We start from the raw sequence: 19,347 nt of genomic DNA on the forward strand, positions 1-19,347 counted from the left end.
CGGGCGCGGGGCGGCCGGGTGTGCCCCGGCCCTTCGACCCTGACACCGGTGTCCCGCCGTCGCATGCCGAACGCCCGCCGATGGGGGTGGCCCGCCCGGCCCGCTACCGGCCGAAGGACAGCAGGGCGTGCACCCGGTGGTCGGGCCTGGACGTCTGCACGCGCTTGTTGAGCAGGAACAGGCGCCCCTGCGCCCAGGCGGGTTTCGGGGCGTAGAGGGCGCGTTCGGCGTCGGCGGACGCCACGGGACTGCGCAGGAACACCTGCGGGGTGCCTCCGGCCGGGGCAAGGACCGCGACCGCCGCCGGCAGCCGGGGACCGGCGTCCAGGTAGACCACCACCTTGCCGTCCTCCACGGCGAGGGGCCGCACCTTGCGGCCCGGGTCCGGGTTCGCGCGCCACTTCTCCTTGCCGGTGTCCAGATCGACGGCGACGACCTGGGTGCCGTCGGCGTCCCGGGTCACGTCCGTTCCGGTGCCGTCGGCGGCGATGTACAGGGTCCCGGCGTCGGCCACCGCGCCGTAGCAGCTCTGCAACTGGTCGAGGCTCTGTCCGTAGCCGCTGCACACACTGGCGGTCTGGAACGCCGGCACACTGCGGGAGCGGAGTTTGCCGTCGGCGGTGAAGGCGAGGATCTGCCAGGACTTTCCCTCGGTGGGGAGCGCGGTGACGACCAGCGGGTCCACGGAGAGGACCTGGCCGATGCGCCACTCCTTGTCGTACTGGTAACTCCAGCGGGGCTTGCCCGTCGCGGGGTCGAGCTCCTGGAGCAGGTCGCCCGGCCGGCCGTGGGGATCGCCGGCGTCGAAGCAGTAGCCCGCACTGATGAGTCTGGCGCCGCCCGCGAAGGCCTGGGGGCTGCAACGGTCGCTGCGTGCCACGTCGTAGAGCTTGTGGCCGTCGGCGACGGAGTAGCCGGTCGCGCCGCCGTTCCACGCGACCGCGACGGTGTCGCCGGAGATCGCCATGGTGAGGGTGAGCGCCGAACCTCCCGACGGCGCCTCGTTCCTGACCGTCTTCCAGCCCGCCGTGCCGGTGGCGAGGTCGATCTGCTGCAGGATCGTGCAGTGGGCGCCCTTGATGTTGCTCGCCAGGAGCCCCACCACCAGTTTGTTCTGGGCGGAGGGGGCGTGCGGCACACCGCACAGCGGGGTGTCGAAGGTGAGCTTCCAGCGGTCCTTCCCGTCGCCCGCGCCGTAGCCGGTGACCTCCTTGTACATCGCCCTGGCCACCACGTCGCCGGCCCGCCACGGTCCGAACTGCTCGGCGCCCTGCTGGGTGAGCGCGGTCTCGTTCTCGCGCAGCCACACCGGTGACTCGCCGGCCGCGATGCCCGCGTTCGGGTCGTAGGCGGCGCCTCCCTCACCCGTGCCCTTGCCGTCCCCCTGGTCGACGGAGGGAGAAGCGGACGGCGGGGCGGTCGCGGGGGAGTGCGCGGACGGCTTTCCGTGCCCGGACCCCCCGTCGAGTGCGAACAGCACACCGCCGCCGACGAGGACGAGCCCCGTCGCCACCGCCGCGAGGACCAGCCGCATCGGGTGCCGGGATCCGATGCGCCGGCCGGGTGTCACCGGAGCGGCCGGGGACCACTGGGGACCGGCGGGGCCGAAGGATCCCATGTGGCCCTGGGCGTCGGGCAGTTCACCGGAGTCGCGTGCGCTCATGCGATCAGTGTGACGGGCGGGCCCCCTCCTGAGGAGTGGCTTTCCGGCACCGGCGTACGGTCACGTCGGCGCCCCCCTGCGCCGGGCACGGCACTGCCGCCCCGCGGTCGGCGGGGCGGCAGCGACGGGGTGGATCAGTGTCCGGCGGGAGCGTTCGCCGGGGTCACGTTGACGGCGGCCCAGGCCTTGTCGACCGTCTTGTACTCGGTGCTGGTCGCGCCGTACAGGTCGGCGGCGGCGCTCAGCGTGGCGGTGCGGGCGTCGTGGAAGTCGGTGGTGGAGACCATGTACCGGGTGAGGGCCCGGTAGAAGATCGCCGTCGCCTTGTCCCGGCCGATGCCGGTCACCGTCGAACCGTCGTACGTCGGCGAGTCGTAGGCCACGCCGTTGATGGTCTTCTTGCCGCTGCCCTCGGCCAGCAGGTAGTACGCGTGCGAGGAGACGCCGGAACCGGCGTGGACCTCGGTGTCGTACGACGCCTTCGACCAGTAGTCGACGGTGCCTTCGAGCTTGTCGAGGGACGGCTTGTCCAGGCGGCGCAGGAACTTCTGCTGGAGCCCGAGCTTCTCGCCCATCAGGTAGTTCGGCGGGTTGTTGGGGTTGTTGGTGGCGAATTCGACGTTGCTGCCGAAGATGTCGGCGAGCGACTCGTTCAGCGCGCCGGGCTCGCCGAACTGGTTGTCGTTGGCGTCGACACGCGTCGGCTGGAGGTTCGCCGTGGCGTCCACGACGCCGTGGGTGAGCTCGTGGCCGGTGACGTCGAGGACCACCAGGGGCTGGGCGAAGGTCTGTCCGTCGCCGTCGCCGTAGAGCATGCAGCCGCAGTCGGAGGACCAGAAGGCGTTGCCGACCTTGTTGCCGAAGTGCACCAGCGCGTGGGCGCCCGCGCCGTCGTTCTTGATGCCGTTGCGGCCCAGGGTCTTCTTGTAGAAGTCGAGGGTGCTGGTGATCCCGTACTGCGCGTCGACGGCGACGGTGGCGCGGTTGCTGGTCTTGCCGGTGCCCCAGCGGTTGGTGGTGCTGGTGAACGCCTTGCCGCCGGAGAACTGGTCGAGTTCCTGGCCGCCGGCGTCCCGGGTCTCGGTCTGGCCGCGGCTCGGGTCCTTCAGGGTGAAGGCGCTCTTCGCGGTCTGGGTGGTGGTCAGCGGCACGCTGCCGACGAACAGGGAGGCACCGGTGCCGTTGGCCGCCGCGGGGAAGCCGGTCGCCTTGGAGCCGGCGAAGGGGGCGGGTGACGAGGTGCCCAGCGCCGGGGTGAGCTTCTGGCCGCTCTTGCGGAGCTTGTCCTGGACGGTGGGTGAGATGAAGGAGTCGCCGGCCGGGGTGTTGCTGAGGACGGCGCCGCTGGCCGCGTCGACGACCACGGTGCGGGCGCCGGACTCGGCGGTGGAGCTGTTGGTGACCTGGATCTGGTAAGCGAGCGCGGTGCGTCCGGCGCGGGCGTCCACCACGAGCTGGGCGGAGCCGGCGGTGCCCTTGGCGGTGGCGGCGGCCTTCGCCTTCGCCTGTGCGGCCGTCACCTTGGCGCTGGTGGTGGCCACGGCGACCTGGCCGCGCAGGGCGCGCGTCACGCCGGTGTAGGCGGATCTCTTGTCGAGGTGGATGACCAGGTCGCCGCCGAGGACGGGGAGTCCGCGGTGCGAGCGGACGAAGCGGACGTGCTGCTTGCCGTCCGGGTCGACCAGTACGTCGGTGGCCTGAAGCGTGTCGTCCTTGCCGACCCCGGTGGCCGAGGCGTGGGCGACGGCGGCGGTGCGGGCCGCGTCGATCACCGGCTGGAAACCGGCGCTCGCGGCGGGGGCGGTGGCCCCCTGGGCGGTGGGTGCGGCGAAGGCCGTGGCCCCGCCTCCCGCCGTGATGGTGATGGCCGTGGTGACGGCCAGGGATATCGCCAGGCTGCGTATGTGGGGTGTACGCACGGTGGGGGGTCCTTAGAGGTGCGGGGGTGGTCGGCTCAACAACCACCCGTACACACGGTGCTGTTGTGCACCGTGGGGACCGTGAGGTCCTGGCCGGAACCCTGCTATGCCTGGCATGAACATGTAAAGGGGGATGATCGAGTTTCTGTGCCCCTGGAACCCAGATTTAACAAATGGTCCGTACTTGGATGGCCGGAAGGTGTCCAAACCCCCCGTCCACCGGCACAGATGAGCGATCGAACAGAATGGTTGCCTCGTCGGCGCGGCTTCCTTGCGAGCCCGTTCGCGCGGCCGTGGCGGCCGAACGGATCGTTCCCGTACGTCCGTTGCCGACCGGAACGGGAAGGAGTTCGTCCTTTTCAGGCGTACGCCCCGTCCGTCACGGAAAGGTAGGTCCCGTGCCGACGGACGACGAAAGGGCCGGGGGATTCGCAGCGGAGCTGCGGCGCCTGCGAGCCCTGCGCAAGGTGTCCCTCACGGGCCTCGCCCGCTCGATCCACTACAGCAAGGGATATCTCAGCAAGATTGAGAACGGCAGCAAACCACCCACGCTCGACGTCGCCCGCCGTTGCGACGACGTACTCGAAGCGCGGGGCGCGCTCGTGCGGCTGCTGCCGAGACCGGCGTCCGCTCCCGCGTCCCGCGCCACGCACCACGGCGCCGCCGACACGGGCCTGTGCCCCTATCGCGGGCTCGCCGCCTACGGGCAGCAGGACACGGCGTGGTTCTACGGCCGCGAGAGCGCGACGGCCGAACTGACCGGCCGGCTCGCCGAACGCATGGGCCGCGGCCCGCTCGCCGTGGTCGCTCCCTCGGGCGCCGGCAAGTCCTCCCTCCTCCGGGCCGGACTGCTGCCCGCGCTGCGCCGGGGCGCCCTGCCCGTGCCCGGCTCGGAGCGGTGGCCGGTCGTCGTGTGCACCCCGACGGCCCACCCGCTCAAGGAACTCCTGCGCTGCGCCGCGGACGTGCTCGGCGCGGCGTGCGCGGAGATCACCCCCGAGGCGCTCGCCGACCGGCCCGGCCTGCTGGTCGACGCGGCGGCGGCGCACGGCCGGGGCCGCGGTCTCGTCCTGGTCGTCGACCAGTTCGAGGAGGCCTTCACCCTGTGCGAGAGCGACCGCGAGCGCCGCGACTTCGTCGCCGTACTCCACGCCTTGTCCACGGCGCGGGCCGGCGACGATGCGATCGGCCGGGCCGGCGGGGGCGCCTGCGCGGAGGGCGGCGTGGGCCCGGCCGGGTGGGATGCCGGCGCTCCCAGCACGGGGGATGCGGGCGCGTTGCCCGGGTGGGGTGCCGGTGTACCCGCCCCGCGGGACGCCGACGTCTCCACCCCTGGCGAGGCCGGTGACTCCGGGGGGCGGGGTGCGGGCGGCGCGGCCGGGGGTGACGGTGATGTCAACACCGGGCGAGGCGCTGACAGTTCGCCCGCAGGTGACGGCCGCGCCTCTGTCACGGAGGGGGCGACCGGGCGGGATGGCGGCGCGCCCGGCTCCCGGGATGCCGATGGCTTCGCCCCAGGCGGGGCCGGTGGCTCGCCCGCCCCCGCCGCGGACTGGTCGACCGGGCGGGATGCCGACGGCTTCGCCCCGCACGGTGACGGTGCCCCCGGCGGGTGGAGGGCGGGCGGCTCGACCGCGGGTCATGTGGGCAACACCTGCCGGGACGACGGAGGTTCGGCGGGGTGGGTCGTCGGGGCCTTCGCCGCAGAGGGCGCCCACGGCTCGACCGGGCGGGACGATACCCCCCGCGACCGCGCCGCAGACTCCACCGCCCGCGCCGCAGACTCCACCGCCTGTGCTGCCGTCGTGATCGGGGTACGTGGCGACTTCTGTGGGCGTTGCCTCGACCACCCCCGCCTCGTGGAAGTCTTCACCCACGGCCTGTTCGCGCTCGGCCCCATGTCCGGCGCCCAGCTGCGCCAGGCCATCACGGGACCCGCCGAACGAGCCGGCCTGACTCTCGAACCCGGCCTGGTCGAACTGCTGTTGAGGGACCTGGGCCAGGACTCCGCGACCTCCGCCGGCTCGCTGCCCCTGCTCGCCCACGCCCTGCTCGTCACGTGGCAGCAGCGGGCCGGCCGGACCCTGACGGTGGCTGGCTACGAGACGACCGGCGGCATTCGCGGCGCCGTCGCCCGCACCGCCGAGTCGGTGTACGGGCGCCTCGACGCCGCGGAGCAGTCGACCGTGCGGCAGCTCCTGGTGCGCCTCGTCCACGTCGCCGACGACACCGTCCAGACCCGCAGGCCCATCGAACGAGCCCTACTGATAAGGCAGTTGACCGACCCGGAGTCCGGCGCCCGCGCGCTCGACGCGTTCGTGCGCGCCCGGCTCGTCACCGCGGGCAGCGACACCGTGGAGATCACCCACGAGGCGCTGCTGCACGCCTGGCCGCGGCTGCGCGGCTGGATCGACGCCGACCGGGCCGGCCTCGTCCTGCGCCAGCAGGTCTGCGACGCCGCGGACCAGTGGGCGCGGGCCGGCCGTGACCCGAGCCTGCTCTACCGTGGCACCCGTCTCGCCGCGGTGCGCGAACGCGTCCACCAGGGAGTGGAACGCGATCGGCGCGACCAACTGGGCCCACTGGAAAAGGAGTTCCTCGACGCGTGCGCGGCGGAGGAGGCCCGCGGTGTGCGCCACACGCGGCGCCAGACCCGTATCCGCCGCGCCCTGCTCACCACCCTCGTGGGCCTCCTCGCCCTCGCTGTGACGGCCGGCTCCCTCGCCTTCCAGCAGCGTCGGCGCGCCCTCGACCAGAGCCGCACCGCCCAGTCACAGGCCCTCGCCGTGCGGTCCGGTTCGCTCGCCGCCGGACAGCCGGAGGCCTCCATGCTGCTCGCCGCCGACGCCTACCGCACCGACCGCACCCCGCAGGCGCGCGGGGCCCTGCTCAGCACGCAGGCGCAGTACTTCGACGGACGGCTGCGCGGCCATGCCGGCCCGGTCAACTCCGTGGCGTTCAGCCCCGACGGCCACACCCTCGCCTCGGCGAGCTCGGACGCCACCGTACGGCTGTGGGACACCACGGACCACCAGGTCACCGCCGTCCTGCGCGGCCACACCGGCGCGGTCACCGCCGTCGCCTACGCCGCCGACGGCACCCGCCTCGCGACGGCCGGCGCCGACGGCACCGTACGCCTGTGGGACGCGGCCACCCGCCGGACGACGGCGACCCTGCGAGGACACCAAGGGGCCGTACGCTCCGTGGCGTTCAGCCCCGACGGCCACACCCTCGTGTCCGGGGGCACCGACCGCACCGTCCGGCTGTGGAACGTGCCCGACGGCACGGTACGCACCGTCCTCACCGGCCACGACGACGCGGTGATGGCGGTCGCCTACAGCCCGGACGGACACACCCTCGCCTCGGCGTCGATGGACCGCACCGTGCGCCTGTGGGACGTCACGGGCAGCCGGCCGCCCCAGGTCCTCACCGGCCACAGCGACCAGGTGCTCGGCGTGGCGTTCAGCCCCGACGGCCACACCCTGGCATCCGGCGGCGCCGACCGCACCGTCCGCCTGTGGGATCTGCCCGACGGCACGGCGCATGGTGTGCTGACCGGACACAGCGACGATGTGAACGCCGTGGCCTTCACCCATGGCGGCGACACCGTCCTCAGCGCCAGCGGCGACGGCACCGTCAAGCTGTGGGACGCCGTCAACCACCGTGTGGTCGCCACCCTGTCCGGCCACACCGACTATGTCCTCGCCATCGCCGCCGGCCCCGGCGAACGCCTTGCCACCGGCGGGTTCGACCAGTCCGTCGTGATGTGGGACCCGGGCCGCCCCGCGTTCACCGCCCGGCCCTTCACCGAGGCGTGGCAGTCCGCGTTCTCCCCGGACGGTGCCCTGCTCGCCTCGGCGCAGGCGGACCGTACGGTACGGGTGTGGGACGTGGCCCACCACCGGCTGCGGGCCACCCTCACCGGGCACGACGGATCGGTGTTCGCGGTGGCCTTCTCACCGGACGGACGCCTCCTCGCCTCGGCGGGCGCCGACCGCACCGTACGGCTCTGGGAGGTGGCGACGGGCCGCCTCGAAGCGACCCTGACCGGCCACGACGGATCGGTGTTCGCGGTGGCCTTCTCGCCCGACGGACGGCTCCTGGCCTCCGCGAGCGCCGACCGCACCGCCACCCTGTGGGACATCGCGACCCGCCGCCCCTACGCCACGCTCGACGGCCACGAGGACTTCGTCAACACGGTCGCGTTCAGCCCCGACGGCCACACGCTGGCCACCGGCAGCGACGATTTGACGGTCCGTCTGTGGGACGTGCGCGACCCGGCACAGGGGCCGCGCACCGTGTTGCGCGGCCACACCGGTTCGGTGCGTTCCGTGGCGTTCGCCCCCGACGGGCGCACCCTGGCCAGCGGCGCCAACGACGGCACCGTACGCCTGTGGGACCTCACCCACCGCACCACCGCCCGGACGCTCGCCGGCCACAGCGGCTCGGTGCGCGCGGTCGCGTTCAGCCCCGACGGCAGGACGCTCGCCTCCAGCGGCAGCGACCAGACGGTCCGGCTGTGGGACCCCGCGCGGGCCGCGCACCTCGCCACGCTCAGCGGACACACCGGGGCCGTCTGGGGCGTCACCTTCGACCCCGAACGGCCCGGCACGCTGGCGAGCAGCAGCAACGACGGCACCGTTCGGCTCTGGAACACCGACGTACCGCGCCAACAGGCGCAGGTATGCCGGCTGTTGGGCGACACGGGGCCCCAGCGCTGGGCTCGTCTGCTGCCCGACCTGCCCTTCCGGCCGCTCTGCCCCGCCTCCTCCTAGGGCCTCGGGCGGGCTGTTTCCCCGGGTGTTTCCCGTTTCCCGTCCGCACAGGAGACGGCCGCCTCCTCGACAGCGCACCCGGCACCGCACAGTCTCGAACCACCGCCGCCACCGCTCCCGTTCAGCACGGGACCACGTCGGCGGTCCGCCGGGCGGCAGTCCGGCATACGGACGACGAAACGGGGAAACGACATGCACCTCACCCTTGCCAGAGCCCGCCGCACCCTGGCCGCCGCCGGCCTCCTGGCGGCCTGCGCGATCGTGCCGGCCGCAGGCACCTCGACGGCCGCACCCCTCGGCACCGCGCCCCTCGGCACCGCAGCGGCGGCCCGCGCCGCGGCCGGCGGCTGCGACGTGCTCGCGCCGGGAGCGTCCGCCGCCGCCGAGGCAGCCGTGCGCGCCGCCTGTTCGCAACTCGGCATCTGGTACACCTGGGGCGGCGGCCACGGGGCCCAGCCCGGTGCCACCTACGGGCAGGTGGACCCCACCGACCCGGCGAGCAACCACGACCCGGAGCGCCGCGGCTTCGACTGCTCGGGCCTGGTGCGCTACGCCTACGCCCAGGCCACCGGCCAGGACATCCTGGCCGGCACCGCCAACAGCCAGTACCACTCCTCGCACGTCACCGCCCGCTTCGGCGCGGGCCAGGGCACCGGTCCGCTGCTCCCCGGCGATCTGATGGCGTGGGGCGGTGCCGACTCCATCCACCACATCGCCGTCTACCTCGGCGCGGGCAAGATGGTCGAGGCCCGCCAGTCCGGCACCCATGTGATGGTCAGCGACGTGCGGCTCGGCGGGGACTACAACGGCGCGGTACGCATCGGCGGTTCCCCGGGTCAGGACGGGAACTTCTCCACCTGGGGCACCGACGTATGGACCCACACCCAGCCGTCCACGACCAGCGCCCGCGTCAACAAGTTCGCGGGACCGACGCGCGTGAAGATCGCCTGCCAGAAGCACGCCCAGCTCGTCGAGGCCGACGGCTACCGCAACGACGCCTGGTCCTACCTGCCCGACTACCAGGCATGGATCACCAACATCTACATCCAGGGGCCGGCCTGGCTCGACAACGTCCCCACGTGTGCCTGAACCGTCCGCCCCACATCTGAACGGGCCGCACACCGTCCCGCACCACATGGTCCGGCCCCCCCATATGGTCCGGCCACACCGCACCCCTACGCGAGGAGTTCGCAGTGAACGCACGCAAGAAGATCGCCCTGTTCCTCTCCGCCACCGCCCTGACAGCCGGCCTCGCCACGGCGGGCCTGCCGACCGCCGTCGCCGCGCCCGCCGCCGCGGCCAAGCCCGCCGCGGAGTGCGGGGTCCGTTCGGACGGCCGCCTGTACTGCGGCAACGCGGTCGGCGCGAAGGGATACGCCGACCGGTCCTACCGCTCGGCCACCCGCGGCACCCTGACCACCGGGTTCAACTGGTTCGAGTGCTGGGGCCACGGCGACCCGCACCAGGGCGGCAACGACATCTGGTACTGGACGCAGCTCGACAACGGCGCCTGGGGCAACGTCCCGGCCGTCAGCGTGAAGACCGGTCAGGACCCGGCCCCCGGCCTGCGCCAGTGCTGACCACGCCGTCCCCCTGAGACACCGGGCCGCCCGTCGAATCCCCCGACGGGCGGCCCGGCCATGGCATCAACCCGGCAGTCATGGACGGAAGTTGACGATGTCTCAGGGAGCGTCTCGCCGTGCCGCGGGTGCGACGGAGGGGGAGGCCCGGGGGACGATTCCCTGCGCCGTGGCGAACAGGGAGGCGAGGCCCGCGTCGAAGCGTGCCGTGTACGAGACGTCGGCGAGGAAGCCGCCGCCCCGCTCGGCGCCGCCGAGCACCCCGACGACGATGCCCTCGCCCTCCCGCGCCGCGAGCACCCACGGGCTGCCCGACACGCCGCTGGAGAAGCCCGCACAGCGCGCCTGCCGGAAGCCGCCGTAGGCGGGCGCGGAGTCCACCGTGCAGACGTGCTGGCCCGGCCGGTCGTGCGGATAGCCGACCAGGGTGACCCGGCCCAGGTCGGACGGCAGGCTCTCCGGGTGCGGCGGCACCTCGAAGGCCGACCCCACCGCCTCCCGCACACTCTTCCCGCCGACCCGCGCCACCCGCACGAACGCCCAGTCGTACGGCCAGTTCCTGGCGCCCTTGCGGGCCTCGGCGAACCGGGGGTCCGGCACCGCGGCCAGCACCGGCCAGCGGCCGTACGGGGCGGTGCCGTCGTGGTACCCGGGCGCGAACGACGTGCCGTCGAGCGGCAGACAGTGCGCCGCCGTGACCAGCAGATCGCCGTGCCCTCCGGCCACCACCGCCCCGGTGCACGTCTTCCGGCCGCCGGGCCGCAGAAAGACACCCACCACCGGATACGAGCAGGCCGGCCGCACATCGTGCGGCTCGGGGCGGCGGCGCTCCGCGATGCAGCCCGCGGGCAGTTCCGGCCGTGACCTGCGGTACTCCGCGCTGTCGGCCCCTGCTCCTGCGGGCGGGCCCGCCCGGGGATCGGCCGGGGGCGGGGGCGACAGCGCAGCGGTGGCGGAGGGGCGGGCCCGCACGGCCGCGGTGTCGTTCCGCGCAACGGCGGGGGAGGACGGCGAGACCATCAGCGGGCCGGTCACCAGCAGCAGCACGGCGGCGCCGACGAGGACACCGCCCGCCCGCCCCGGCCGGCGCCCGTCGCGGGCATCTCTTCGCACCATCACCCTGGCGAGGCTAGGGCGCCGTCGGCGGGGGCGACCGCCCCGACACGGCCGCCGAGGGGGCGCACGGCGGGTACGCCCGGCGCACTCGGCCGCGCGGCTGCGAGCGGCCCCGCCCTGGGGGAAGCTGGAGGGACGGCCCGCGACGGCGCGTGCCGGTGCCCCCCGGCACGGACCGCGGCGGGTCCGCGCGGAGGCAGGCCCGTCCGCACAGGAGGTGTGTGCATGGATCCCGTGTCGGCCCTCAAGCGGATCGCTTTCCTGCTCGAACGCGCGCACGAGGCCACGTACCGCGTCCGTGCCTTCCGTACCGCGGCCGACGCGATCGGGGAGATGCCGCCGGACGAACTCGCCCGCCGCGCGAAGGGCGTCGGACAGCTGGAGGCGGTGAAGGGCATCGGTCCCAAGACCGCACGGGTGGTGCGCGAGGCGCTCGCCGGCGAGGTGCCGGGCTACCTCCAGCGGCTGGAAGCCGACCTCGAAGCGGCGGCGCCGCTCGTCGAGGGCGGCGACCGGATGCGGGCCGCGCTGCGCGGCGACTGCCATCTGCACTCCGACTGGTCGGACGGGGGCAGCCCCATCGACGACATGGGCCGCGCGGCGGCGGAGATCGGGCACGAGTGGGCCGTCCTCACCGACCACTCGCCCAGACTGACCGTCGCCAACGGCCTCACCGCTGAGCGGCTGCGCCACCAGCTGGACGTGGTGGCCGGACTCAACGAGCAGTGGGCTCCGTTCCGGCTGCTCACCGGCATCGAGTGCGACATCCTCGACGACGGCTCCCTGGACCAGGAGGACGAGCTGCTCGGCCGGCTCGACATCGTCGTCGTGTCCGTCCACTCCAAACTGCGCATGGACGCGGCCGCCATGACCCGGCGCCTGGTCGCGGCGGTGAGCAACCCGCACGCGGACGTGCTCGGCCACTGCACCGGCCGTCTCGTCACCGGGCGCGGGCGGCCCGAGTCCCAGTTCGACGCCGAGGCGGTCTTCGCCGCCTGCGCCGACGCGGGGACCGCCGTCGAGATCAACAGCCGACCGGAACGGCTCGACCCGCCGCGCCGGCTGCTGACCCGGGCCGTCGAGGCCGGCGCCCTGTTCTCCATCGACACCGACGCCCACGCGCCGGGCCAGCTCGACTGGCAGATCTACGGCTGCGCCCGAGCCGAGGAGTGCGGGGTCCCGCCCGAGCGCGTCATCACCACCTGGCCGCTCGACGACCTGCTGGCGTGGGCCCGCACCCGCGAACTCCCGGCGCCCACGTGACGCACGCGCAGCCGGGAGCCGGGGTGTTCACCCCGTTTCGGGTGAGCGCCCCGGCTCCCGTGTCATGCCGTACCGACGGGGTCAGGAGTGGTCGGTCTCGGCGTTGCGCGTCAGGCGCTCGGCCCGCTCCTGCTCCTCACGGAACTGCTCCATGGGGTCCTGGGTGTGCCCGGAGGTCCGCTCCGGCGACCGGGACGCCTTCGTCTTCGCCTGCTCGGCGGCCTGCTGTGCCTTGTCCCTGAACTTCTCGGCCTTGCCCATGGAGAGTCACTCCTGCTGGTGGGTGGGATCCATCCCTTTCACCGTGACACGCCGCCACGGGCCCCGCGCGCCGAGCGGTCACCCAGCGTGAGGCGGGCCGGGGGACCGGGCAGGGGGAGGGCGGTGGGATGATGGCCCGATGTCTGAACGAGTTGTTGTTGCCGCATGTGACGGGGCGTCCAAGGGCAATCCGGGGCCCGCCGGCTGGGCCTGGGTGATCGCCGGGCCGCAGGGGACGCCGGAGCGCTGGCAGGCGGGGCCGCTCGGCACCGCCACCAACAATGTCGGCGAGCTCACCGCCCTCGAACAGCTCCTCGAAGCCGTGGCCGCGGGCACCCGCATGCAGGTGCGCATGGACTCCCAGTACGCCATGAAGGCGGTCACCCAGTGGTTGCCGGGCTGGAAGCGCAACGGCTGGAAGACCTCCGCGGGCAAGCCGGTCGCCAACCGTGAACTCGTCGAGCGCATCGACCAGTTGCTCACCGAGCGGGATGTGGAGTTCGTCCATGTGGCCGCGCACCAGGTGGGCGGAGACCCGCTGAACGCGATCGCGGACCAGGCCGCGAGCGACGCGGCCACCTCGCAGCGTGCCGCGGGCACGGCCCTGGGTGACGTGGAGATGCCGGTGCCGGCGCCGGCCCGTGCCACTGTCGCGCGCAGCAGGCCCGCCGCGCGCAAGTCGACGTCCGCGTCCGGGTCGGCCCCCTCGGGGAAGCCGCGGACCATCAAGGCGAAGTTCCCCGGCCGCTGCCCGTGCGGTCAGCCGTATGCCGCCGGCACTCCCATCATGAAGCGCGACGGGGGCTGGGGTCACCCGGACTGCAGCCCTGTGGCGTGAGGCACGGGGCTGCGTGTCACCTCTCCGGTCGATGGCGGCGCGGGTGCCGGGGGCCCCGGCACCGCGCGTCGGTCAGTTGGAGGCCGCGGGGGTGACCGCGTCCGCCTCCTTCTTGACGTCACCGTCCGCGGACGCGGCGGCCGGGGCCGCGGCCTTGGCGTCGGGAGCCGTGTAGAACACGGACCGGTTCTGCCGGGTGCGCTGCGCCTCTCCCTTGGCGACGAGGTTTTCGAGGGTGTTGCGCACCACGGTGCCCGCGATGGTGCGGTCCGGGTGTGCCTCGGTGAGACCCGTCGTGATCTCGGCCGCCGAGCGCGGCTCACCGCTCTGGGCGAGGTGGGCCGCGACGAGGTCCCGCAGGGTGGTAGGAGCCCCGGAGGACGCCTTGCCGGCCTTGGTGCTCTTCACGGCCTTGCTCGGCTTGGCGGCCGGCCCGGTCTGCTTCTTACCGGCGCGACCTGCGGACTTCTGCGCGGCACGGGCCTGGGGGATGCGCGGGGCGGACGCCGCCGCGGTCTTCTTGCCGGCCGCCGACTTGGCCGGTGCCGCCGCCTTCCTGGGCGCCGGCGCGGCCGGACCGCCCACCGCGTGCTGCATGGAGGCGAGCAGGGCGTGGTTGTTCTCCAGGGTGGTCAACTGCTCCTGGAGGGCGCCGATCTGAGCGGCGATGTGTTCGCGTTCGGCGACGTTGCTGTCGAGGTCGCTCTGGATCTGCGCGGCGTACTGGGACTGGAGTGTGGTGCTGTCCGGCACGGGGGTACCTCCGAGGTGTGTGCGTACGTGATTGCTGCCGGATGTTACGCGTCTCCTCTGTGTGAAGTACCCAGTTCACGGTAGATGAGACGACCCGGGGCCACGAGGCTGTATGGACCCATGGCCCCGGCCCTCCACCGAGTGATGTCTCAGGTCGAGGGTGTGGGGTGCGTCCGTTCCCCTGCGGGGTACCGGAGTTGGCGCTCGCCCAGGGTGTGGCGCACACATGCCGCGACCACATCACCGAGGCTTCCGGTGTGTGCGTACAGAGCACGTTGGATGCGGGCGCCATTGCCTCGGGCCAGCAGTTCGGCGGTCGTCTTGCGGGCCCACGCCAGGTCACCGCTGTCGTCGAGTGCCTCCCGTAAGTGGTCGAGCAGGGCGGCCGTGACCGCCTGCGCGGGGGCCGGTCGCATGGTCAGCGGGTGCAGCAGGTCGCCGTCGAGCCCCGATCGGGCGCCGCGCCAGGCGGCCAGCCGCAGCAGGCCCACACCGTGCCTCAGTGGCTCGTGCCCGCTCCGCCAGTCCCGTGCCGCGGTCTCGACCAGTGCACGGGCCAGGCACGCCACCAGCACGGTGGTGGTGGCTTCCAGGCAGACGTCCGCGACACGGATCTCCACGGTGGGATAGCGGTGCGAGAGCCGGGCATCGAAATAGATCATGCCCCGGTCACGCACCACACCGCTGGTCACCATGGCGTCGACCTGGGCGTGGTAGCGCTCGGCGGAGCCGAAGAACGCGGTCGGCCCCGACATGGGCCACCGGCCCCACACCCTGCTGCGGTAGCTGCCGTACAGGGTGTCCGTGCCCTGCCAGTACGGCGAGTTCGCGCTGAGCGCGGTCAGGACGGGCAGCCACGGCTGGATCCGGTCCACCACCGCGACCCCTTCATCGTCCGATGCCACCGACACATGCACATGGCAGCCGCAGGTGAGCTGTTCCTGGGTCGTCAGGCCGAACTGTTCCTCCATCCACTGGTAGCGGTGGCTCACGTTGACGGCGGGCCGGGCCGGCAGGGGTGAGGTGGCGAGCGCCGCGAGCGCGGCCCCCGCCTCCCGGGCGTGCCGGGCCGCGACGCGGCGCCAGCGCACTATCTCGGCGCCGAGTTCCTCCATGCCGCTCTGCGGACGTGTGCCGAACTCCAGCTGCTGGCCCTGCAGTTCGCGGGCGAACACGCCCGCGGGCACGCCATCTCCTTCGACGGCACACTTGGTCAGACGGTCGAGCACCTCCGACGCCAGGGCGCGGGGCGCGCCGGTGACCGGGTCGACCAGGAGCAGTTCCTCTTCCACGCCTACGGTACGCACAGTGACGCTCCCATCCTGTCGGGGGATCCGCCGGGCGGCACGGGAAACGGCCGGGGGCACCAGCATGCACGGCGCGTGCCGCCCCCGGCGCGCGGAGACGGGGCCCTCTTTCGGTCATGCGGGGACGGGCCGGTTCCATCGGGCCCCACCGGTGCCGCGACACGTCCACGGCCCCTCGCGTCACCCTCCGTGGCCCCGGTGGACACGCCGGGGACCGGCGCGGATCCCCGACCGCCGGGCGGGTTGGCGGTATTGCTTGGGCGCGGGTGCGGGCGTGGACTGCGCCGGCCCCGCGCCCTTCCAGGAGAGACACAGAGACAAAGGAGAGATCTGCCGATGCGCACAAGTCTTGTCGCCGCCGGGGCCGTTGCCGCCGCCGGAGTCCTTCTCGGCGTGGCCTCGGGTCCGGCCGGGGCTGCCCTTTCGGACGCCGTGTCCGCGGCGCCGACCGGCACGGTCAGCAAGGACGGCACCGTCACCCTCTCGGGCACCTACCGCTGTTCGCCGCCGTCCGGGTCCGGACCCATCTTCGTGTCGAGCGGGGTGCTGACCGGTTCCGTCCTGCACGGCATCGGCGGGACGGCGGCGAAGTGCGACGGCGACGAACACACCTGGGTCAACCGGGAGAAGCTGAGCCACCCGGAGACGGTGCCGGCCGGCGAGGCCGTGGTCCAGGCGACCCTGATGCGTCTGGACACCCGCACCGGCCTGCCGCTGCCCGTCGTCCTGGCCACCGACCGGCACGCCGTGGACCTCCGCGCCGTCGAGGGCTGAGGGGGCCCGTGGCGGGGTCCGGAGCGGGGTCCGGAACACGGGTCCTGGGCCGAGCCCCGACCGGAGGCCGGACGCGGGGTTCGCCACCCCCGACGTCCGAGTGAGGATCTGGTTGCCTCCGCAAGTGTGGGGGCGGTGAGTTTCGGACATACCTGCATTCATGGGGTGTGAGGACCTGCCGCCCCCTGGAATCACATGCCCCGGGGCCCAGGAAGTCCTGTGTCTTCGGGCCCCAACACCTGCGATTCATCCGGCCGTTGCCCGGATCTGGCCTACGATTTTCTTGATCGAGAGTCAGAATGGAGCAAGAAACGACCGAAAGTGTCCTGTTTGTTTTGACTCCTGATCGGCGCGAGGTGAAGGTCTCGTGCATGTCCCCTTCGCCCCGGGCCGCTCCCAGCGGTCTGCTCCGTATGCGCGATTTCCGTTTCCTGCTCGCCGGAGCCGCGGCCGGGCAGGCCGGCGCCCAAGTCACCCTGGTCGCACTTCCGTTGGTGGCCGTCCTCGAACTCGACGCGCCCGCCTTCCAGGTGGGACTGCTCACCGCGGCCGAGACCGCCGCGTTCCTGCTCATCGGTCTGCCTGCCGGAGCCTGGGTCGACCGGATGCGCAAGCTGTCCCTGATGATCCGCGCCGACCTGGTCCGCTCCCTGGCCATGGCCAGCATTCCGCTCGCCGCCGTCGCGGACGCCCTGACCATGGCACAGCTCTACGTCGTGGCCCTGATCACCGGCATCGCGACGGTGTTCTTCGACGTGGCCCACCAGAGCTATCTGCCCCAGCTCCTGCCCAGGGAGCAACTGGTCGCCGGAAACGGGGCATTGGAGACGGTACGTTCCTCCGCCCAGGTGGCAGGGCCCGGCCTCGGTGGCGGCCTCGTCCAGCTCGTGGGGGCCCACCTGGCGATCGTCGCCGACGCCGTCGGCTACGCCGTCTCGGCCCTGTTCCTGCTCGCCATCCGCCGCCCCGAGCCCGCCCCCGAACCGGTCCCCGGCGCATCCCTGCGCAAGGACGTCGCGGAGGGCCTGCGCTTCGTGCTCGGCCACCCCCTGCTGCGGGTCATCGCGGGCGCGACCGGACTGGGCAACTTCTTCACCGCGATGCTGATGGCGACCCAGACCATCTTCCTGGTCCGCGTCCTCGGCCTGGCACCCGCCGCCGTCGGCGTGATGCTCTCGGCGTCCGCCGTCGGCGGACTCGCCGGAGCACTGGCCGCGGGACGGCTCGCGGCCCGCTTCGGCCAGGCCCGGCTGATCTGGCTGTCGGCGCTCGTCAGCGGCCCGTTCGCGCTGCTGTGGCCCCTGTCCGGCAGCGGCGCCGCCGCCACCCTGTTCGCGCTCGGCTCCGCGGTGGTCTTCTTCGGCGCCGTGGTCTACAACGTCGCCCAGGTGAGCTTCCGTCAGACCCTGTGCCCGCCGCGCCTGTTGGGCCGGATGAACGCGACCCTGCGCTTCGTCATGTGGGGCACCCTGCCGCTCGGCGCCCTCGTCGGCGGCACCGTCGCCGACGCGTTCGGAGCGCGCTCGGCGCTGTGGATCTGCGCGGCCGGCTTCCTCCTCGTACCGCTGCCCCTGCTGCTCTCCCCGCTGCGCCGGATGCGCGACCTCCCCACCGCCGCACACCCCGGGGACGACGAGCGGCAGGACGCCGCGCCCGGCCACGACGAGAGCGTCCCCGTCGCCTGACCGGTCACCGGCCCGGCCACACCCCTCGGCGCCGCCCGGGTCCGCACCCGTACCCGGCCGCCCCCGCAAGCCCCCGACCCCGAGAGAGGATCACGTGCACCCCAGCATCACGGGCCAGTACCTCGCCCGCTACCAGCGCCTCGGCGCAGGTGACCCGGCCCCCGGACCGCTGCCCGTCACCGGCGCCCAGCGGCGCTTCCTACTCGTGCGCGCCCTGGACCCCGCGGGACGCGCGGACATCGTCCCGATGTTCTTCGCCTTCCCGCGCGGCACCGTCGACCCGGCCCGCCTGCGCGCCGCGGCCAACCACCTGGCCGCCCGCCACCCCGCCCTGCGCTCGCCGGCCGTCGTCGAGCGGGGCACACCCGTGCTCCGGCCCGCGCCCGCCGACGTACCGCTGCACCAGGTGGCCCCCGCCCCCGGCGAGGACGCGCGGGACGCCCTGCGCCGCGCCCTGGCCGGCTGGGTGACCGAGGGGCCGCCGCTGCGCCTCTTCCTCGCCGACGACGGCCCCGGCGCCGAGGAGGAGGTGCTCGCCGTCGTCCTCGACCACACCGCCTGCGACGGCCAGTCCCTCGCCCGCGTCGTCGAGGAACTCGGCGCCGCCTACCGCGACGGTCTCGGACCGCACGACCTCTCACCCGCCGACGCGGCAGCCGAACTCGCCGCCTACAAGGACGCCGTCCTGCGCCAGCTCGCCGCCGAGGACCGTGCCGCCTCGCCCCGCGCCCTCGCGTACTGGGGTGAGCGGCTGCGCCCCGCCCACGAGCGGGCGCCCCTGCCCGGAGCGCGCCGCACGACCGCCGGGCTCCCCACCGGAGCCGCCGAGTCGAAGCTCCCCTCGCCCCCCGGCGGCATGCCCTTCCCGGCGCTGCTCGACGCCTGCCGGGCGGCAGCCGCCACCCTGTACGGCACCGGGCCCGTCTCGCCCATCGGCTACCCCTGGGGCGGCCGTCCCGCCGGCACCGGATCCGTACTCGGCTGCTTCCTCAACACGGTCGTCTTCCCGGCCGACACGGCCGGCACCCCGCCGCCCGAGGTGACGGCCACCCAGTGGTGGGACGACCTGGACCGCGCCGACACCCCCTTCGACGACGTGGTGCGGGCAGCGCGGGCGGGCGGATCCGCCTGGTCCGGCCGGCTCGACGGGCTGCTCACCGTCGACGACGCGCGCCACCGCACCCCCCTGCGGCTCGGCGCGACCGCGGGCCGCGAGGTACACGTCGACGGCAGGCAGGTCCGCGCGCCCTTCGCCGTCTCCGCGACCCAGGGCCCCGAACTCCACCTCCGCATGGTGTGGGACCGCTCGATCCTCGACGACCGTGCCGCCGAGGAGGCCTTCGCGGCCCTGTGCGCGGCGCTGCCCCTCGGCGCGCCCGTGCACTGATCCCCGGGCGCGGTCCGGTGCCGTAC

The 19,347-nt window shown here is 73.7% G+C and carries 14 protein-coding genes; 8 read left to right on the top strand and 6 right to left on the bottom strand.

Translation table 11 applies throughout. The features are described 5' to 3' along the window. Nucleotides 1-103: 103 nt before the first annotated feature. The gene (locus tag OOJ98_RS12285; RefSeq protein WP_267054677.1) at nucleotides 104-1,663 is read right to left on the bottom strand and encodes a PQQ-binding-like beta-propeller repeat protein; all 1,560 of its coding nucleotides are present in this window, start codon (nucleotides 1,661-1,663) and stop codon (nucleotides 104-106) included. Nucleotides 1,664-1,797: 134 nt separating this feature from the next. Further along, the gene (locus OOJ98_RS12290; protein ID WP_267054678.1) at nucleotides 1,798-3,582 is read right to left on the bottom strand and encodes a M4 family metallopeptidase; all 1,785 of its coding nucleotides are present in this window, start codon (nucleotides 3,580-3,582) and stop codon (nucleotides 1,798-1,800) included. 398 nt (nucleotides 3,583-3,980) lie between these two features. On the opposite strand from OOJ98_RS12290, the gene OOJ98_RS12295 reads away from it, so the two are divergent. The 3 genes from OOJ98_RS12295 to OOJ98_RS12305 all read left to right on the top strand — a co-directional run bounded on the left by OOJ98_RS12295 (nucleotide 3,981) and on the right by OOJ98_RS12305 (nucleotide 9,937). After that, nucleotides 3,981-8,357, top strand: a complete 4,377-nt coding sequence (locus OOJ98_RS12295) for a helix-turn-helix domain-containing protein (protein ID WP_267054679.1) — start codon at nucleotides 3,981-3,983, stop codon at nucleotides 8,355-8,357. Nucleotides 8,358-8,549: 192 nt separating this feature from the next. After that, nucleotides 8,550-9,446, top strand: a complete 897-nt coding sequence (locus OOJ98_RS12300) for a C40 family peptidase (RefSeq protein ID WP_267054680.1) — start codon at nucleotides 8,550-8,552, stop codon at nucleotides 9,444-9,446. Between the two features lie 104 nt (nucleotides 9,447-9,550). Then, nucleotides 9,551-9,937, top strand: a complete 387-nt coding sequence (locus OOJ98_RS12305; RefSeq protein ID WP_267054681.1) for a hypothetical protein — start codon at nucleotides 9,551-9,553, stop codon at nucleotides 9,935-9,937. 102 nt (nucleotides 9,938-10,039) lie between these two features. Here OOJ98_RS12305 and OOJ98_RS12310 read toward each other — a convergent pair whose 3' ends face one another. Next, complete coding sequence (locus OOJ98_RS12310; protein WP_267054682.1) at nucleotides 10,040-11,056, bottom strand: serine protease; 1,017 nt, start codon at nucleotides 11,054-11,056, stop codon at nucleotides 10,040-10,042. Between the two features lie 222 nt (nucleotides 11,057-11,278). Here OOJ98_RS12310 and OOJ98_RS12315 point away from each other — a divergent pair, with 222 nt between their 5' ends. Then, nucleotides 11,279-12,316, top strand: a complete 1,038-nt coding sequence (locus OOJ98_RS12315) for a PHP domain-containing protein (protein ID WP_267054683.1) — start codon at nucleotides 11,279-11,281, stop codon at nucleotides 12,314-12,316. Between the two features lie 81 nt (nucleotides 12,317-12,397). Here OOJ98_RS12315 and OOJ98_RS12320 read toward each other — a convergent pair whose 3' ends face one another. After that, nucleotides 12,398-12,577, bottom strand: coding sequence for a hypothetical protein (locus OOJ98_RS12320; protein ID WP_267054684.1), 180 nt, complete (start codon nucleotides 12,575-12,577; stop codon nucleotides 12,398-12,400). A gap of 139 nt (nucleotides 12,578-12,716) precedes the next feature. Between OOJ98_RS12320 and OOJ98_RS12325 the strand changes: the two genes are divergently transcribed. Next, nucleotides 12,717-13,415 carry a ribonuclease H gene (locus OOJ98_RS12325; protein WP_267054685.1) on the top strand — a complete coding sequence of 233 codons (699 nt, stop codon included), beginning with the start codon at nucleotides 12,717-12,719 and terminating at the stop codon, nucleotides 13,413-13,415. Between the two features lie 72 nt (nucleotides 13,416-13,487). Here OOJ98_RS12325 and OOJ98_RS12330 read toward each other — a convergent pair whose 3' ends face one another. Beyond that, on the bottom strand, nucleotides 13,488-14,168 hold the full coding sequence (locus tag OOJ98_RS12330) for a hypothetical protein (RefSeq protein WP_267054686.1): 681 nt from the start codon (nucleotides 14,166-14,168) through the stop codon (nucleotides 13,488-13,490). Nucleotides 14,169-14,317: 149 nt separating this feature from the next. Then, nucleotides 14,318-15,475 (bottom strand): glutamate--cysteine ligase, encoded by a 1,158-nt coding sequence (locus tag OOJ98_RS12335; protein WP_267054687.1) that lies wholly within the window; start codon nucleotides 15,473-15,475, stop codon nucleotides 14,318-14,320. A 336-nt stretch (nucleotides 15,476-15,811) separates the two neighbouring features. Between OOJ98_RS12335 and OOJ98_RS12340 the strand changes: the two genes are divergently transcribed. From OOJ98_RS12340 to OOJ98_RS12350, 3 genes are all read left to right on the top strand, one after another. Further along, nucleotides 15,812-16,249 (top strand): DUF6299 family protein, encoded by a 438-nt coding sequence (locus OOJ98_RS12340; protein ID WP_267054688.1) that lies wholly within the window; start codon nucleotides 15,812-15,814, stop codon nucleotides 16,247-16,249. 371 nt (nucleotides 16,250-16,620) lie between these two features. Then, entirely contained in the window at nucleotides 16,621-17,934 is a 1,314-nt protein-coding gene (locus OOJ98_RS12345; protein ID WP_267054689.1) for an MFS transporter, read from the top strand. Nucleotides 17,935-18,028: 94 nt separating this feature from the next. Beyond that, the gene (locus tag OOJ98_RS12350; protein WP_267054690.1) at nucleotides 18,029-19,321 is read left to right on the top strand and encodes a condensation domain-containing protein; all 1,293 of its coding nucleotides are present in this window, start codon (nucleotides 18,029-18,031) and stop codon (nucleotides 19,319-19,321) included. Nucleotides 19,322-19,347: the final 26 nt, after the last annotated feature.

It is taken from the genome of Streptomyces sp. NBC_00083, assembly GCF_026343295.1.
GTDB lineage: Bacteria > Actinomycetota > Actinomycetes > Streptomycetales > Streptomycetaceae > Streptomyces.

Bases quoted from the DNA above. Each gene is read 5' to 3' on its own strand.
- OOJ98_RS12285 (WP_267054677.1), bottom strand. From the start codon at position 1,663: ATGAGCGCACGCGACTCCGGTGAACTGCCCGACGCCCAGGGCCACATG.
- OOJ98_RS12300 (WP_267054680.1), top strand. From the start codon at position 8,550: ATGCACCTCACCCTTGCCAGAGCCCGCCGCACCCTGGCCGCCGCCGGC.
- OOJ98_RS12315 (WP_267054683.1), top strand. From the start codon at position 11,279: ATGGATCCCGTGTCGGCCCTCAAGCGGATCGCTTTCCTGCTCGAACGC.
- OOJ98_RS12320 (WP_267054684.1), bottom strand. From the start codon at position 12,577: ATGGGCAAGGCCGAGAAGTTCAGGGACAAGGCACAGCAGGCCGCCGAG.
- OOJ98_RS12325 (WP_267054685.1), top strand. From the start codon at position 12,717: ATGTCTGAACGAGTTGTTGTTGCCGCATGTGACGGGGCGTCCAAGGGC.
- OOJ98_RS12340 (WP_267054688.1), top strand. From the start codon at position 15,812: ATGCGCACAAGTCTTGTCGCCGCCGGGGCCGTTGCCGCCGCCGGAGTC.
- OOJ98_RS12345 (WP_267054689.1), top strand. From the start codon at position 16,621: ATGTCCCCTTCGCCCCGGGCCGCTCCCAGCGGTCTGCTCCGTATGCGC.